The organism is Stenotrophomonas sp. Nf1 (assembly GCF_003028475.1).
GTDB lineage: Bacteria > Pseudomonadota > Gammaproteobacteria > Xanthomonadales > Xanthomonadaceae > Stenotrophomonas.
Genome location: NZ_PYTV01000005.1, coordinates 248,424 through 263,308 on the forward strand (window position 1 = coordinate 248,424; position 14,885 = coordinate 263,308).

At 67.0% G+C, this 14,885-nt stretch carries 10 protein-coding genes; 5 read left to right on the top strand and 5 right to left on the bottom strand.

Annotated features, from left to right (window positions below):
- Positions 1 to 59 precede the first annotated feature (59 nt).
- Both C9412_RS11600 and C9412_RS11605 read left to right on the top strand, forming a co-directional pair.
- Positions 60 to 1,778, top strand: a complete 1,719-nt coding sequence (locus tag C9412_RS11600) for a thiamine pyrophosphate-dependent enzyme (RefSeq protein ID WP_107231756.1) — start codon at positions 60 to 62, stop codon at positions 1,776 to 1,778.
- Between the two features lie 184 nt (positions 1,779 to 1,962).
- A complete protein-coding gene (locus C9412_RS11605) occupies positions 1,963 to 3,573 on the top strand; it encodes a hypothetical protein (RefSeq protein ID WP_107231757.1) in 1,611 nt (536 codons plus the stop codon).
- Between the two features lie 226 nt (positions 3,574 to 3,799).
- Here C9412_RS11605 and C9412_RS11610 read toward each other — a convergent pair whose 3' ends face one another.
- Positions 3,800 to 4,510 carry a glutathione S-transferase gene (locus tag C9412_RS11610; protein ID WP_107231758.1) on the bottom strand — a complete coding sequence of 237 codons (711 nt, stop codon included), beginning with the start codon at positions 4,508 to 4,510 and terminating at the stop codon, positions 3,800 to 3,802.
- Between the two features lie 162 nt (positions 4,511 to 4,672).
- Here C9412_RS11610 and C9412_RS11615 point away from each other — a divergent pair, with 162 nt between their 5' ends.
- Both C9412_RS11615 and clpB read left to right on the top strand, forming a co-directional pair.
- Positions 4,673 to 5,494 carry a DUF3014 domain-containing protein gene (locus C9412_RS11615; protein ID WP_107231759.1) on the top strand — a complete coding sequence of 274 codons (822 nt, stop codon included), beginning with the start codon at positions 4,673 to 4,675 and terminating at the stop codon, positions 5,492 to 5,494.
- Positions 5,495 to 5,675: 181 nt separating this feature from the next.
- The gene (clpB, locus tag C9412_RS11620; RefSeq protein WP_107231760.1) at positions 5,676 to 8,261 is read left to right on the top strand and encodes an ATP-dependent chaperone ClpB; all 2,586 of its coding nucleotides are present in this window, start codon (positions 5,676 to 5,678) and stop codon (positions 8,259 to 8,261) included.
- A gap of 93 nt (positions 8,262 to 8,354) precedes the next feature.
- Here clpB and C9412_RS11625 read toward each other — a convergent pair whose 3' ends face one another.
- The 3 genes from C9412_RS11625 to C9412_RS11635 form a co-directional block, all read right to left on the bottom strand.
- Complete coding sequence (locus C9412_RS11625) at positions 8,355 to 9,155, bottom strand: MipA/OmpV family protein (RefSeq protein WP_107231761.1); 801 nt, start codon at positions 9,153 to 9,155, stop codon at positions 8,355 to 8,357.
- A gap of 140 nt (positions 9,156 to 9,295) precedes the next feature.
- Positions 9,296 to 10,591 (bottom strand): ATP-binding protein, encoded by a 1,296-nt coding sequence (locus tag C9412_RS11630; RefSeq protein WP_107231762.1) that lies wholly within the window; start codon positions 10,589 to 10,591, stop codon positions 9,296 to 9,298.
- Positions 10,588 to 11,325 carry a response regulator transcription factor gene (locus tag C9412_RS11635; protein WP_107231763.1) on the bottom strand — a complete coding sequence of 246 codons (738 nt, stop codon included), beginning with the start codon at positions 11,323 to 11,325 and terminating at the stop codon, positions 10,588 to 10,590. Before C9412_RS11635 ends, C9412_RS11630 begins: the two co-directional genes overlap by 4 nt.
- 180 nt (positions 11,326 to 11,505) lie before the next feature.
- On the opposite strand from C9412_RS11635, the gene C9412_RS11640 reads away from it, so the two are divergent.
- Positions 11,506 to 12,792: an aminotransferase class V-fold PLP-dependent enzyme gene (locus C9412_RS11640; RefSeq protein ID WP_107231764.1), complete on the top strand. Its 1,287-nt coding sequence runs from the start codon at positions 11,506 to 11,508 to the stop codon at positions 12,790 to 12,792.
- A 267-nt stretch (positions 12,793 to 13,059) separates the two neighbouring features.
- On the opposite strand, the gene ybaL is transcribed toward C9412_RS11640, so the two are convergent.
- Positions 13,060 to 14,757, bottom strand: a complete 1,698-nt coding sequence (ybaL, locus tag C9412_RS11645; RefSeq protein WP_107231765.1) for a YbaL family putative K(+) efflux transporter — start codon at positions 14,755 to 14,757, stop codon at positions 13,060 to 13,062.
- Between the last annotated feature and the right edge of the window lie 128 nt (positions 14,758 to 14,885).

Here is a 14,885-nt window from a genome sequence, read left to right on the forward strand (position 1 = left end):
CGGAGGCATCACTTCGTCGGGTCTAGCCTCGGATGTTCCCCCGTTCGAGGATGTATCCGATGAGCAAGCGCGTGGCCGAAATCGTGGTGGACGCCCTGCAGCAGGCCGGTGTCCGCCGTTGCTACGGCATCGTGGGCGATACGCTCAACCATGTGACCGATGCGATGCATGGGAGTGACATCGCCTGGGTGCACGTCCGCCACGAAGAAGTGGCTGCCTTCGCCGCCGGTGCCGATTCGCTGGTCAGCGGCGAACTGACCGCCTGCGCCGGCTCCTGCGGGCCCGGCAGCCTGCACTTCATCAATGGCGTGTTCGAAAGCAACCGCAACCGCGCGCCGATGGTGCTGATCGCCAGCCAGGTGGTGACCAGCGAGCTGGGCATGGAATTCCCGCAGGAAGTGGACTTCAAGGCGGTGTACGCCAGTTGCACGGTGTTCTGCGAGCAGGTACACAGCGCCGAACAGGCGCGACGCGTGGTCACCCTCGCCTGCCAGGCGGCGATCAGCCGCCGCGGCGTGGCGGTGGTGATCCTGCCGGCCGACATCAGCCAGGCCGAGGTGAAGCATGATGTGCCGTTCTCGGTGCACTACACCCAGCCAGTGCTGCGCCCGGCCGACGCTGAGCTGCAGCGCATCGCCGAGCTGCTGGGGCAGGGCAAGCGCATCGGTATCTATGCCGGTGCCGGCTGCCAGGGCGCGCATGCGCAGCTGCTGGAGCTGGCCCGGCGCCTGCAGGCACCGGTCGCGCACACCTCGCGCGCAAAGGATTTCGTCGAGCCGGACAACCCGTACAACATGGGCATGACCGGCATCTTCGGCATCGAGTCCGGCTTCCACACGCTGATGGAATGCGACACGCTGCTGCTGCTCGGTGCCGATTTCGCCTGGGGCCAGTTCTACCCGGACAAGGCCACGATCATCCAGGTGGACCGCGATGGCAGCCACCTCGGCCGCCGCCATCCGGTGAACCTGGGCGTGGTCGGTGATATCGCACCGACGCTTGATGCCCTACTGCCGATGTTGCCGCCGCGCGAGGACAGCACATTCCTGGACGAATGCATCGAACGTCGCGACAAGGCGCTGAAAAAGCGCGAGCAGGAAGAGCAGCCGGGCGAAGGCGAGCTGATCCACCCGCAGCACCTGACTGCGCTGCTGTCGAAGTACGCCGCAGACGATGCGCTGTTCACCGCCGACGGCGGCTCGCCGATGGTGTGGGTGCTGCGGCATATCCGCGTCAACGGCCGCCGCCGCACGCTGACCAGCCTGCTGCATGGCACGATGGCCAACGCGATGCCGCAGGCGCTGGGTCTGCAGAAGGCCTTTCCGGGCAGGCAGGTGATCTCGCTGTCCGGCGATGGTGGCCTGGCGATGCTGCTCGGTGATCTGCTGACCGCGGTGCAGGAGAACCTGCCGATCAAGGTGGTGGTGTTCAACAACGGCTCGCTCAACTTCGTCGAGCTGGAGCAGAAGGTGGAAGGCCTGCTGGACAACTACACCGATCTGAAGAACCCGGATTTCGGACGCCTGGCCGAGGTGATCGGTTTCCAAGGCCGTACCGTGACCCGCAGCGAGGATCTGGAGGACGCGGTGCAGGATTTCCTCGCGCAACGCGGCCCGGCATTGCTGGATGTGCACACCAGCCGCGCCGAGCTGGTGATGCCGCCGCAGATCGAGGCCAAGCAGGTGGCGGGCACCGCGTTGTACGCGGCCAAGGCGGTGTTGAACGGCCGCTTCGACGACGTGAAGCATCTGCTGGTGGACAACTTCCTGAAGAAGTAGTGCCGGCCGCTGGCCGGCAACGCCGGGGTCAGATCCGTTTTCCTGCGGAAAACGGATCTGACCCCATCGGTCGGCCGCCACCAGGGGCCCAGTCGTTGGCTGGAACCCATCATTCCAGCGTGGAATTGGCGCCCGGGCCCCGCTGGGCCTACCATCGGCGGTCCCCACCCCCACCGCCCCTTCCATGTCCGCTCCCGCTTCCGCCGCATCGCGTCGCTGGTTCGTCGCCGGCGACTTCAATGGCTTCTTCGGCCTGGTTGTCGACAACCTGTCCATCCTCGGCTTCATCGCCATGGCCCTGGTCGGGATCTTCCAGTTCCCGGCCGACGTGGTGTTCGGCCGCATGTTCCCCGGCACCGCCTTCGGCGTGCTGGTCGGTAACCTGCTGTACACCCTGATGGCGCGGCGCCTGGCCGCACGCACCGGCCGCGACGACGTCACCGCCATGCCGCTGGGCCTGGACGCGCCGACCAGCATCGGCATGGCCTTGCTGGTGCTCGGCCCGGCCTTCATCGCCTTCAAACAGCAGGGCATGGACCCGCACGCGGCCGGTATCGCCACCTGGCAGCTGGGCATGGCCGCGCTGGTCATCATGGGTCTGCTCAAGCTGGTGCTGTCGTTCTTCGGTGAAGCGGTCACCCGCGCGCTGCCGCGTGCGGCGTTGCTGGGCTCGATCGCCGGTATCGCGCTGGTGCTGATGGGCCTGCTGCCGCTGCTGGAAACACTGCGCTCGCCGCTGGTCGGCTTCACCACGCTGGGCCTGCTGCTGTACGTGCTGATCGCCAAGGGCCGGCTGCCGGTGCGTGGCCCGGGCGTGCTGCTGGCCTTCGTGTTCGGCACCGTGCTGTATTACGGCCTCGGCCTGGCCGGGCTGGGGGCACCGGGCTTCCATGTGCCTGCGTGGGTGCCGCCGCAGGTGGTGCTGCCGCTGCCGACGCTGGGCTTCCTCGAGGGCCTGCCCACGGCAATGACCTACCTGCCGCTGCTGCTGCCGTTCGGCCTGCTGATGGTGGTGGGCGGCATCAACGTGTCCGAAAGCGCGCGCGCGGCCGGCGATGACTACCGCACCCGTGACATCCTGCTGGTGGAAGCGGTGGCCACGCTGGTGGCCGGTGTTTGCGGCGGCGTTGCGCAGACCACGCCCTACATCGGCCAGCCGGCGTACAAGCACATGGGCGCACGTAGCGGCTATACGCTGCTGACCGGCCTGTTCGTCGGCATCGGCGGCATGCTCGGCATCATCTCCGGGCTGGTGCAGTGGCTGCCGCTGGCGGTACTGGCGCCGATCATCGTGTACGTGGCCATCGACATCACCACCCAGGCCTTCCAGGCCACGCCGCGCCAGCACGCCGGTGCGATGGTGTTTGGTTTCCTGCCGTCGGTGGCCTACCTGCTGGCGATCAAGGCACCGGGCTGGATCGCACCGGACCAGTTGCCGCAGCTGCTGACCAAGCTCGATGGGCATGGCCTGCCGGAGCTGGCGGTGATCTTCACTCTCGGCAACGGCTTCATCATCACCTCGATGCTGTGGATCTCGGCGGTGGCGGCGATGGTGGACGGGCGCCTGCGCCGGGCCTGCGGCTTCCTGCTGGTGGCGGCGCTGCTGACCCTGTTCGGTCTGATCCATTCGGTGGACCCGCGCGGCGGCATCTACCTGCCTTGGGACCTGGAGGGGCTGGCACGCATCATCAGCTGGCAGTTTGCCGGCGCCTATGTGGCACTGGCGGTGCTGCTGGGGCTGCTGTCGTTGCAGAAGCAGCCGGTGAAGCCGCTGGGTGATCGCGCCGATCATTGACCGGGGACGCCGGGCATGGCCCGGCGCTGCCGCTCTCTTTCGGCTTCTGCTGCCCTGAGCCGAGCATGGCTCGGCTCTACATAGGGACGTTGTAGACGGCGAATGCTCACACCGCGCTCTGCCTGAGCAGCCAGTGAAGCCGCTGAATGATGCAACCCGTTGAGTCCAGGTAGTGCCGGCCGCTGGCCGGCATCTTCATGGGCATCAGTCGTTGTAGGCGGCGGTATCAGCGTTCGGCGTCCAGCTCCGGGTAGTGGCGGAAAATGCCATGGGTGTTGAACGCCAGGCGCCGTTTCGAGCCCAGGTAGGCGGCGATGTTCGGTCGTTTCGCCACCCGCTCCTGCACGGCTCGCAGCAGGGGCAGGGTGGGTGCCAACGCCTGCATGCGGCGCGGGAACATGTAGTCCAGCCCGCTCAACAGCTGGAACAGCGACAGATCCACGTAGGAATGCTCGCGCAGTGCATGGCGGCCGCCATTGGCTGCCAGCACCTGCTCGAAATAGCCCAGATACTTCGGAAGCCGTTCGCTGCGCAGCGATGCGGCCCGCGCCAGCGCCTCGCTCTTCTGATCCTCGTAGTACTTCGAGGCGGCGATCGGATGATGGGTGTCGTGCACCTCGGCCACCAGGTCGGCGATGGTCAGCTGCAACTGCAACGCCTGCATCCGCCGCGAGGCTGCCTGCGGTACCAGATCCAGCGTCGGGCCGAGGAAATCGAGGATGGCCGCGACCTGCGCGATCACCTGTCGTCCCGCCTTGAGGAATGGCGGCGCGAACGGCTGCGCGCCTTCGCTGCCACCGTCCAGGAACGGCTGCATGACCGCATCGCCGTGGACCCGCGCCATGTCCACGTAGTCGGCGCCTGCGTCTTCCAATGCCAGGCGCACGAACTCGCCACGGCCCTGGATGCCGGTCCAGTAATACAGCGCGTACTGCATGGCTGCGTCTCCACACGATGAGATCCACAGCCTCGCGCAGCCGGTGCAAAGCAGGCGTGAGTGCGCGGGCTGAATCCGAACGCCAGCGGAACACGCGGGGAACCGGCTGCCATCGGCAGGGTCACACCCTGTCCATGCAGGTGAAAAACGAGGGACTGCATCATGCAGAGTGGAAAGGCGATCTGGCCCTGGGTGCTGGGCGTGGTGGTGATCGGTGGCGCGGGTGGCTGGCTGTTCCGCGATCAGCTGAAAAGCCTGGCAGACGGTGTCCCGGTGCCGGTGCAATCGACGCCTGCCTCTACCAGCGCACCGTCGCAACCGACAGCGGCCGCGGAAACCCCGCCAGCACCACCGCCGATCCGGCATCCGCTGGATACCGAGGCCGCCGCCGACCCGGCGCTGCCGAAGCTGGCAGACAGCGATGGCGCTGCCTGGGTCGCACTGAGCCAGCTGTTCCAGGGCGAGGGTCCGCTGACCCTGCTGCTGCGCGACCACCTGATCCAGCGCCTGGTCACCCAGATCGACAACCTGGACAAGCCCAGCGTGGCGCCGACCGCGCTGGCCGCGCGGCCGTTGCCGGGCAACCTGCAGGTCGAGCCCGGCGAGGGCGGCGAACGCATCGCCGCCAGCAACGCGGCGCGCTATGCGCCCTACGTGCGGGCCTTCACTACGCTCGACCCGGCGGCTACGGCCACTGCGTACAAGCGCTTCTATCCGCTGATCCAGCAGGCCTACGTCGAGCTCGGCCGGCCCGAGGGCTATTTCAATGATCGTCTTGTTGCAGTGATCGACCATCTGCTGGACACCCCGGACCTGGCCCAGGCGCCGGCGGTGCAGCGCGATGAACGTGGCCGCTACCGCTTCGTCGATGCCGCCCTGCAGTCGCGTTCCATCGGCCAGAAGGCCCTGCTGCGCATGGACCCGGCGCAGGCCCGTGCGGTCAAGCAGCAGCTGCGGGCGATCCGCAGCGCGATCAGCCGTTGAGCCCCGTCGCCCGGCCGATCTGATCGGGATCAACGCGCCGACCACACTGGTTGCGGCATGCTGGCCGCAGGCTGACTGGCCTCGGGGTGCAGTCGCAGCCACCCTTGAAACGGGGTGGGGCAACCGCATCTTTCCAGCATCGCCGGCGCGGGCCGGCCCTGATGACCGATGAGGTTTCGCAATGCGGATGGACAAGCTCACCTCGCGTTTCCAGCAGGCGCTGGCAGACGCACAGTCGCTGGCCGTGGGCCGCGACAACAGCATCATCGAACCGGTTCACCTGTTCAGCGCGCTGCTCGATCAGCAGGGCGGCAGCACGCGTCCGTTGCTGGCCCAGGCCGGCGTGAACGTGCCAGTGCTGCGCGAGCGCCTGACCGAAGCGTTGGACGCATTGCCCAAGGTGTCCGGCCAGGCAGGCAACGTCTCGATGGGCAACGACCTCGGCCGCCTGCTGAACCAGACCGACAAGCTGGCCCAGCAGCATGGCGATGCCTTCATTGCCAGCGAGTGGTTCGTGCTGGCGGCGCTGGACGATGGCGGCACGCTGGGCATGGCGCTGCGCGCCGCCGGTGCCGACAAGACCCGCCTGCAGGCGGCCATCGACAAGCTGCGTGGCGGCGAGAACGTGCAGTCGGAGAATGCCGAAGAGCAGCGGCAGGCGCTGGAGAAGTACACCATCGACCTGACCGCGCGCGCCGAGAGCGGCAAGCTCGATCCGGTGATCGGCCGCGATGAGGAGATCCGTCGCACCATCCAGGTGCTGCAGCGCCGGACCAAGAACAACCCGGTGCTGATCGGCGAGCCTGGCGTGGGCAAGACCGCGATCGTCGAAGGGCTGGCCCAGCGCATCATCAACGACGAAGTGCCTGAAGGCCTGCGCGGCAAGCGCGTGCTGTCACTGGACATGGGCGCGTTGATCGCCGGTGCCAAGTTCCGTGGTGAATTCGAGGAGCGCCTGAAGGGCGTGCTCAACGACCTGGCCAAGAGCGAAGGGCAGATCATCCTGTTCATCGACGAGCTGCACACCATGGTCGGCGCCGGCAAGGCCGATGGCGCGATGGACGCCGGCAACATGCTGAAGCCGGCGCTGGCACGTGGCGAACTGCACTGCGTGGGCGCCACCACCTTGGACGAGTACCGCAAGTACATCGAGAAGGATGCCGCGCTGGAGCGCCGCTTCCAGAAGGTGTTCGTGGGGGAGCCGTCGGTGGAGGACACCATCGCGATCCTGCGTGGCCTGAAGGAAAAGTACGCGGTGCATCACGGCGTGGAGATCACCGACCCGGCGATCGTCGCCGCCGCCACGCTGTCCAACCGTTACATCACCGACCGCCAGCTGCCGGACAAGGCCATCGACCTGATGGACGAGGCCGCTTCGCGCCTGCGCATGGAGATCGACTCCAAGCCGGAGGAGCTGGACCGCCTGGAGCGTCGGGTGATCCAGCTCAAGATCCAGCGCGAGATGCTGAAGAAGGAAAAGGACGAAGCCTCGCGCCAGCGCCTGGCCGACCTGGAGAACGAGATCGAAGCGCTGGAGCGCGAGTTCTCCGATCTCAATGAAATCTGGAAGTCGGAGAAGGCCGCGCTGCAAGGCGCCACCAAGATCAAGGAACAGGTCGAGCAGGCCAAGCTGGAACTGGAAGCCGCGCAGCGCCGCCAGGATTTCGCGCGCATGAGCGAGATCCAGTACGGCCTGCTGCCGCAGCTGGAAAAGCAGCTGGCTGCCGCCCAGGAAGCCGAGCACAAGGACTTCAAGCTGGTGCAGGACCGGGTGACCGACGAAGAGATCGCCGAGGTCGTCTCGCGCTGGACCGGCATTCCGGTCAACAAGATGCTTGAGGGCGAGCGTGACAAGCTGCTGCGCATGGAAGAGGTGCTGCACAACCGTGTGGTCGGCCAGGAGGAAGCGATCAAGGTCGTCTCCGATGCGGTACGCCGCTCGCGCGCCGGCCTGTCCGACCCGAATCGCCCGGCCGGCTCGTTCCTGTTCCTCGGCCCGACCGGTGTCGGCAAGACCGAGCTGTGCAAGTCGCTGGCCGAATTCCTGTTCGACAGTGCCGACGCGATGATCCGCATCGACATGAGCGAATTCATGGAGAAGCACAGCGTCGCCCGCCTGATCGGTGCACCTCCGGGCTACGTCGGCTACGAGGAAGGGGGCTACCTGACCGAGGCGGTACGCCGCCGCCCTTATTCGCTGATCCTACTCGACGAAGTGGAGAAGGCGCATCCGGATGTGTTCAACATCCTGCTGCAGGTACTGGACGATGGCCGCCTGACCGATGGCCAGGGCCGCACCGTGGACTTCCGCAACACTGTCATCGTGATGACCTCGAACCTGGGCTCGCACCAGATCCAGGACATGAGTGCCGATGACAGCCCGGAGGCCTACACGCAGATGAAGGCGGCGGTGATGGGCGTGGTGCAGGCGCACTTCCGTCCGGAGTTCATCAACCGCCTGGACGACATCGTGGTGTTCCACCCGCTGGACAAGCAGCAGATCAAGCAGATCGCCCGCATCCAGATGCGTGGTCTGGAGAAGCGCCTGGCCGAGCGCGGGCTGAAACTGGCGGTGTCCGATGCAGCGTTCGACCTGCTTGGCAACGTCGGCTTCGATCCGGTGTATGGCGCGCGCCCGTTGAAGCGGGCGATCCAGGCGCAGCTGGAAAACCCGCTGGCACAGAAGATCCTGTCCGGCGCCTTCGTCAACGGCGACGTGATCGAAGTCGGCAACGATGGCGGCCATCTGGTGTTCGCCAAGGCGTGAGGTGTGGTGGGCCGGAGCCCTTTCGCTGGGCGAAAGGGATCCGGCCCTGATCGATGGCGTTGCCGGTAGCGCCGGGCCATGCCCGGCGTCCCCTCAGAAGCGGTGCGTGTAGCCGCTCATCAATCCGAACTGGTTCGGCTTCTGCACGATCGGGCTGTCGGCGGCGTCACCGAGCAGGCGCGTGCCCTCGGCCGCGATGTACCAGTTGCCGTTGCGCCCCACGCGGTGGCTCCACTTCAGGCCGACACCGGCGCTGACCAGGCCGGCCTTCGGTTTATGTTCGGCAAAGCCGGTGCGCGCCGCCTGTTCCGGGCTGACCCCGTACCAGGTCTGCACATACCCGCGGTTGCCGTAGTCGGTGGAGACGCTGCCGCTGACCACGCCACCGGCGAGGTCGAACAGCGGCATCGTCAGGTTCAGGTGCACCTGCTGGGTGGCCAGGCCGTTCTCGGCCTTGTCCTCATCCTTGCGGGTGAACTGCCAGGAACCGCTCAGCACGGCTTCGCCCAGCGTATAACCAGCCGAGATACCGACCAGGGGACGGGTATCGATATCGCCCATGCCGCGCAGGAAGTACGAACCGCCGAGCAGGGAGTCCTTGTCCTTGCGGATGCCGCTGGCGCCGACATAGGCGCGCACGCGGGTGTGTTCGCCGATGGACGTGCCCCAGCCGATGCCACTGGTGCCCAGAAACCATCCGCCCGGCGAGGTGACATCGAAGGACAGCGACGGCGCCGCGCGGTACTCCTTGCTGCCGCTGTAGCGCGGTGTCACGCCACCGCCGGCGGCGACTTCGAAGGTCCAGTGGTCATCCTTGGCGTGGGCGATCGGTGCGGCGAACAGCGGCAGCAGGGCCAGGCAGAGCAGGTTGGGGGAACGGTGGCGCTGGGACATGGAAACTCTCGACAATGGGAGGAAAGCAGCACGCGCATCCGGCGTGTGCTGCAGGGTCGCCAGCGTGGCGATACGCTGGCGACCGATCCGTCCGCAGTTGTGCGGGAGTTGTAAGCAACTGTAATCGCGCCCTGGGGCGTTCAGCTGGCAGCCAGCGGCCAGTGCATTTCCAGGCGTGCACCGCCGAGCGTGGCGCGGCCGATGCGCAGCTCGCCGTGATGCCGCAGTGCGATGCGGCTGACGATGGCCAGGCCCAGGCCGAAGCCGCCGGTATCGCGGCTGCGGCTGTCATCGAGGCGGGTGAAGGGCCGTACCACCTTCTCGCGATCGGCCTCGGCGATACCCGGGCCGTCATCGTCCACGCGCAGGCAGGCGCGGCCATCGACGCCGACCAGCGAAACCTCGACCTGCGAACGTGCATGGCGCAACGCGTTGCCGACCAGGTTGCTCAATGCCAGCTGCAGCAGACGTGGTTCGGCGTCCACCCGTGGCAGGGCGCTGGGCTGCACGCGCAGCACCAGACCCGCGCGCTCGGCGTCGCGGCGTGCGTCGGCCAGGCAGGCCTGCAGCCAGTCGTTGGCTTCGATGCGCTGCAGTGGCTCACCTTCGCTGGGGTGTTCCAGCCGCTCGTAGGCCAACAACTCGCTGACCAGCCGGTTGAGTTCGGCCAGGTCGCCGTGCAGGCCCTGTGCCAGTCGTTCACGGCGTTTGCGGTCATCGCTGTCCTGCAACAGGTCCAGGCCGAAGGCCACGCGCGCGATCGGTGTGCGCAGTTCGTGCGAGATCGCATGGGTCAGGTCACGCTGACGCTGCACCAGTTCGGCCACGCGCGCCGCCATGCGGTTGGAGTGTTCGACGATGACCCGGATCTGCGAGCGCGGCGACACCTGCGCGCGTGCCTGCAGATCGCCGGCGCCGATGCGGTCGGCATGCACCCGCAGCGCGTCCAGGTCGCGCCAGAGCACGCGCGACCACGCGTACAGGCACAGCCCGAACAGCGCCAGCATCAGCGAATATGCGACCAGCGTCAGGTACAGCGAGGTGGGCGGTTCACCGGGCAGATGCAGCTGCAGCCAGCGACCGTCGGGCTGTGCTGGCTCCAACGGTGCCCAGACGATCTCGAATTTCTGCCGGGCGATCATCCCGTTGCGTTGCAGCTGTTGCTGTTCTTCCGCAGAGATCGGTGGCGGTGCCGGCAACAACGCCAGCGCGATACCGTAGTGCGGCTGCCACTGTGCCAACTGCTGCTGTTGTGCGGCTTCATCCTTGCCCTGCAGGCCCTGACGCAGGGCGTACAGCTGGCCGCGCACCTGTTCGGCGAAGATCCGTTGCTGGGTGGGCAGATAGATGCGGTCGAAGATCAGGTTGATCAGCAGCAGGGTGATCAGGAAGCTGGCGCCGACCAGCAGCCACAGGCGCAGGAACAGCCGCTTCACGCCGACCAGGCCGAAGGATTGAACTGGTAGCCACGGCCCCACACGGTCTTGATCCGCCGTGGTTCGCGTGCGTCGTCACCGAGCTTGCGGCGCAATTTGCCGATGCAGACGTCGACGCTGCGGTCCAGGCCATCGAAGCCGATGCCGCGCACCGCCTGCAGGATCTGGTCGCGCGACAGGATCTGGCCGGGCTGGCTCGCCAGCAGCCACAGGATCTCGAATTCGGTGGTGCCCAGCTCGATCGGTTGGCCATGCAGCTGTACTTCGCGCTGCATGCGGTCGATCAGCAGTTGCCCATGCATCAGCCGGCACGGCGTGCCGGTGTTGCTGCTGCCGTGGCGGCGGCGCAGCAGGGCGCGCAGGCGGGCCAGCAGCAGGCGCGGCTCGATCGGCTTGTGCACGTAGTCATCGGCGCCCGATTCCAGGCCCAGCACCTGCTCGATATCGTCCTCGCAGGCGGTCAGCATCAGGATCGGCACATCGGAGAAACTGCGGATCTGCCGGCATACGTCGATGCCACCGAGGCCGGGCAGCATCAGGTCCAGCACCACCAGCTCCGGCGCCTGCTGGCGGCAGGCCGCGCCAGCCAGGTCACCGCGGGCCACGTGCTGCACCGCAAAGCCATGTTCGTGGAGATAGTCGCTGACCAGCTCGGCCAGGCGACGGTCGTCCTCGACAAGCAGCACCGAGGTTGGCGAGCTGTGGGTGGGGGTGGTCCAGGGCGATGGCTGCATGAGTAGGGCTTCCGTGCCCGGGCAGGAGCACCCGGCGGCGAAGCCTAGCAACGGCCCATGACGGCTGCCTGAATCGCGGCCAACCTGATAACCGGCGGTACGCACGTCATCGCCAGTGGCTCTCAGTGCCAGGCCGTGGCTGGCCTATGGTGGCGGTTTCCCCGGATGGAGCCTGGTGCAATGAGCGACCCGCAGTGGCAACTGGAAACCCTGGCCGTGCACGGCGGCTACCGTCCCGACCCGACCACCCGCGCGGTGGCGGTGCCGATCTACCAGACCGTGGCGTATGCGTTCGATGACACCCAGCACGGCGCCGACCTGTTCGACCTGAAGGTGCCGGGCAACATCTACACGCGCATCATGAACCCCACCACCGACGTGCTGGAGCAGCGCCTGGCTGCGCTGGAAGGCGGCATCGGCGCGTTGGCGCTGGCCTCGGGACAGGCGGCGATCACCTACGCGATCCAGACCATCGCCGAAGCCGGTGACAACATCGTCGCCTCCAGTGCGTTGTATGGGGGCAGCCTCAACCTGCTGGCGCACACGCTGCCGCAGTACGGCATCCAGGCGCGCTTCGCTGATCCGTCCGATCCGTCCGCGTTCGCCGCGCTGATCGACGCGCGCACCAAGGCGGTGTTTGTCGAATCGATCGGCAACCCGCGCGGCAACGTCACCGACATCGCCGCGATCGCCGAGGTCGCGCATGCTGCGGGCGTGCCGCTGATCGTCGACAACACGGTGGCCACGCCGTTCCTGCTGCGCCCGTTCGAGCACGGCGCCGACATCGTGGTGCATTCGTTGACCAAGTACCTGGGCGGCCATGGCACCAGCCTGGGCGGCGCGATCATCGATTCGGGCCGTTTCGACTGGGCGGCGCAGCCCCAGCGCTTCGCCCGCCTCAACCAGCCCGACCCCAGCTACCACGGCGTGGTCTACACCGAAGCGCTGGGGCCGGCGGCCTACATCGGTCGCGCGCGGGTGGTGCCGCTGCGCAATACCGGTGCGGCGCTGTCGCCGTTCAATGCGTTTCTCATCCTGCAGGGTATCGAGACGCTGGCGCTGCGCATGGAGCGGATCAACGCCAATGCGCTGGCGGTGGCGCAGTTCCTGAAGGCGCACGCCAAGGTGGCGTGGGTGCGTTACGCCGGGTTGGCCGATGACCCCGAGCATGCCGCCGCGCAGCGCTATCTCGGTGGTCACGGTTCGGGCGTACTGACCTTCGGCCTGCCGGGTGGGCGCGAGGCCGGCGCACGTTTCCTGGATGCGCTGAAGCTGTTCACCCGGCTGGTGAACCTGGGCGATGCCAAGTCGCTGGCCACCCACCCGGCGTCCACCACCCATCGCCAGCTGGACGCGGCCGAGCTGGCGAAGGCCGGCGTCAGCGAGGACACCGTGCGGCTGTCGATCGGCATCGAGCACATCGGTGACCTGCGCGCAGACCTGGAGCAGGCGCTGGCCGGCGCCTGATAGCCGCGCGCTTGGTCGTCATCGCCACCGGCGATCACCGTCGTCGTCGCGATGCGTTACGGTGGAACTGCCTCTCCAAGGCGTGGCAACGTGGCGTTACCCATCCCCGGTCGATGCGGGTCGACCGGGGATTTTCATGTTTCCGGGGTCAGATCCGTTTTCCGCAGGAAAACGGATCTGACCCCATGCGCCGACGGTTCATCGAACGGCATCCACGCATGGCGTGGATCTACCGTGTCGACCAAGGTCGACACCTACCAACAGCAGTCACACCACCGGGATGCTGTGCTGCCCCAGATTCCGGTACGGCGGTGTGGACATGATCATCTCCGCCAGCGAATAGGCCAGCTCGCGCTCGGCCATCACCGTGCCATCGGCGCCGTGTTCCAGCAGATGCTTCACTTCGGCATCGCTGTGCGCGCGCGCCAGCAGGGTCAGGTCCGGATTGATCGCACGCAGCTTGGCCAGCGCCTCACCGGCCTCCAGCGGCTGTGGAATGGCCAGCACCGCGATCTTGGCGCGCTCCGGATGCGCCTCGGCCAGCACCCGGTCGGCGGCGGCGCTGCCGCGGATCGCCGCCAGGCCTCTGGCGTGCGCCTGCTCAACGTGTTCCTTGTTGTCATCGATCACCAGCACCGGCACGCCGCGATCACGCAGCACCTGCGCCAGCTCGCTGCCGACGCGACCGTAACCGATCACGATGGCATGGTCATGCAGGTCGCGCGAGGGGCCGGTGGCCTCTTCGGGTTCGGCGGCCTGGGGCGACTGCTCCTGCCTGGCCTGCCAACGGTCGAGCAGGCCGAACACCAGCGGGTTGAGCATGATCGAGACCAGCGCGCCAGCGAGCACCAGCGATTGCCCTTCCTTCGGCAGGATCTGCAGCGCCACGCCAAGGCCGGCGATGATGAAGGCGAACTCGCCGATCTGCGCCAGGCTGGCCGAGATGGTCAGCGCGGTGCTGGTGGGGTGGCCGAACGCACGCACGATGAAGTACGCGGCCGCCGACTTGCCGAACATGATGATCAGCACCGTGGCCAGCACCTGCCAGGGATGCTGGACGAGGATGTTGGGGTCGAACAGCATGCCGACCGAGACGAAGAACAGCACCGCGAACGCATCACGCAACGGCAGCGAATCGTGCGCGGCCTTGTGGCTCAGCTCCGATTCGTTGAGCAGCATGCCGGCGAAGAACGCGCCCAGTGCGAAGGACACACCGAACAGCATGGCCGAACCGAACGCCACGCCCAGCGCGATCGCAAGCACCGACAGGGTGAACAGCTCGCGCGAGCCGGTGCCGGCGATACGCTCCAGGATCCACGGAATGACCCGGCGGCCGACCACCAGCATCACCGCCACGAACAGGCCCAGCTGCACGAACGTCCAGCCGATGTCGGCCAGCACGCTGCCCAGCGAATGCGATTCCTTGGCCGCATCGGGGCCGAACACACCGGCCAGCACCGGCATCATCACCAGCGCCAGCACACAGGCCAGGTCTTCCACGATCAGCCAGCCGACGGCGATCTTGCCGCGCATGGTTTCCAGCAGGCGTCGTTCTTCCATCGCCCGCAGCAGCACCACGGTACTGGCGGTGGCCAGCGAGAAACCGAAGATCACGCCATGCAGGGCCGGCCAGCCCATCAGCGAGGCCACGCCCCAGCCGAGCAGGGTGGCCACGGCGATCTGGCCGATGGCTCCGGGAATGGCGATGGCCTTGACCGCCATCAGGTCCTTCAGCGAGAAGTGCAGGCCGACACCGAACATCAGCAGCATCACGCCCAGTTCGGCCAGCTGATTGGCCAGCGCCTGGTCGGCGACGAAGCCGGGGGTGAACGGGCCGACGCAGATGCCAGCAACCAGATACCCGACCAGAGGAGACAAACGCAGCTTGTTGGCCAGCGCGCCGAAGATGAAGGCGAGCCCCAGGCCAACGGCCACGATGTTGATCAGGTCGGTGTCATGGTGCATCGGCACTCGCAGGAAATCGGGGGTGTCCCGATTTTCACCGATGAGGCCAGATACGGCAAACCTTAAATGCGAATGGGGTCAGATCCCTTTTCCCGCAGGAAAAGGGATCTGACCCCACCCGGGCCACG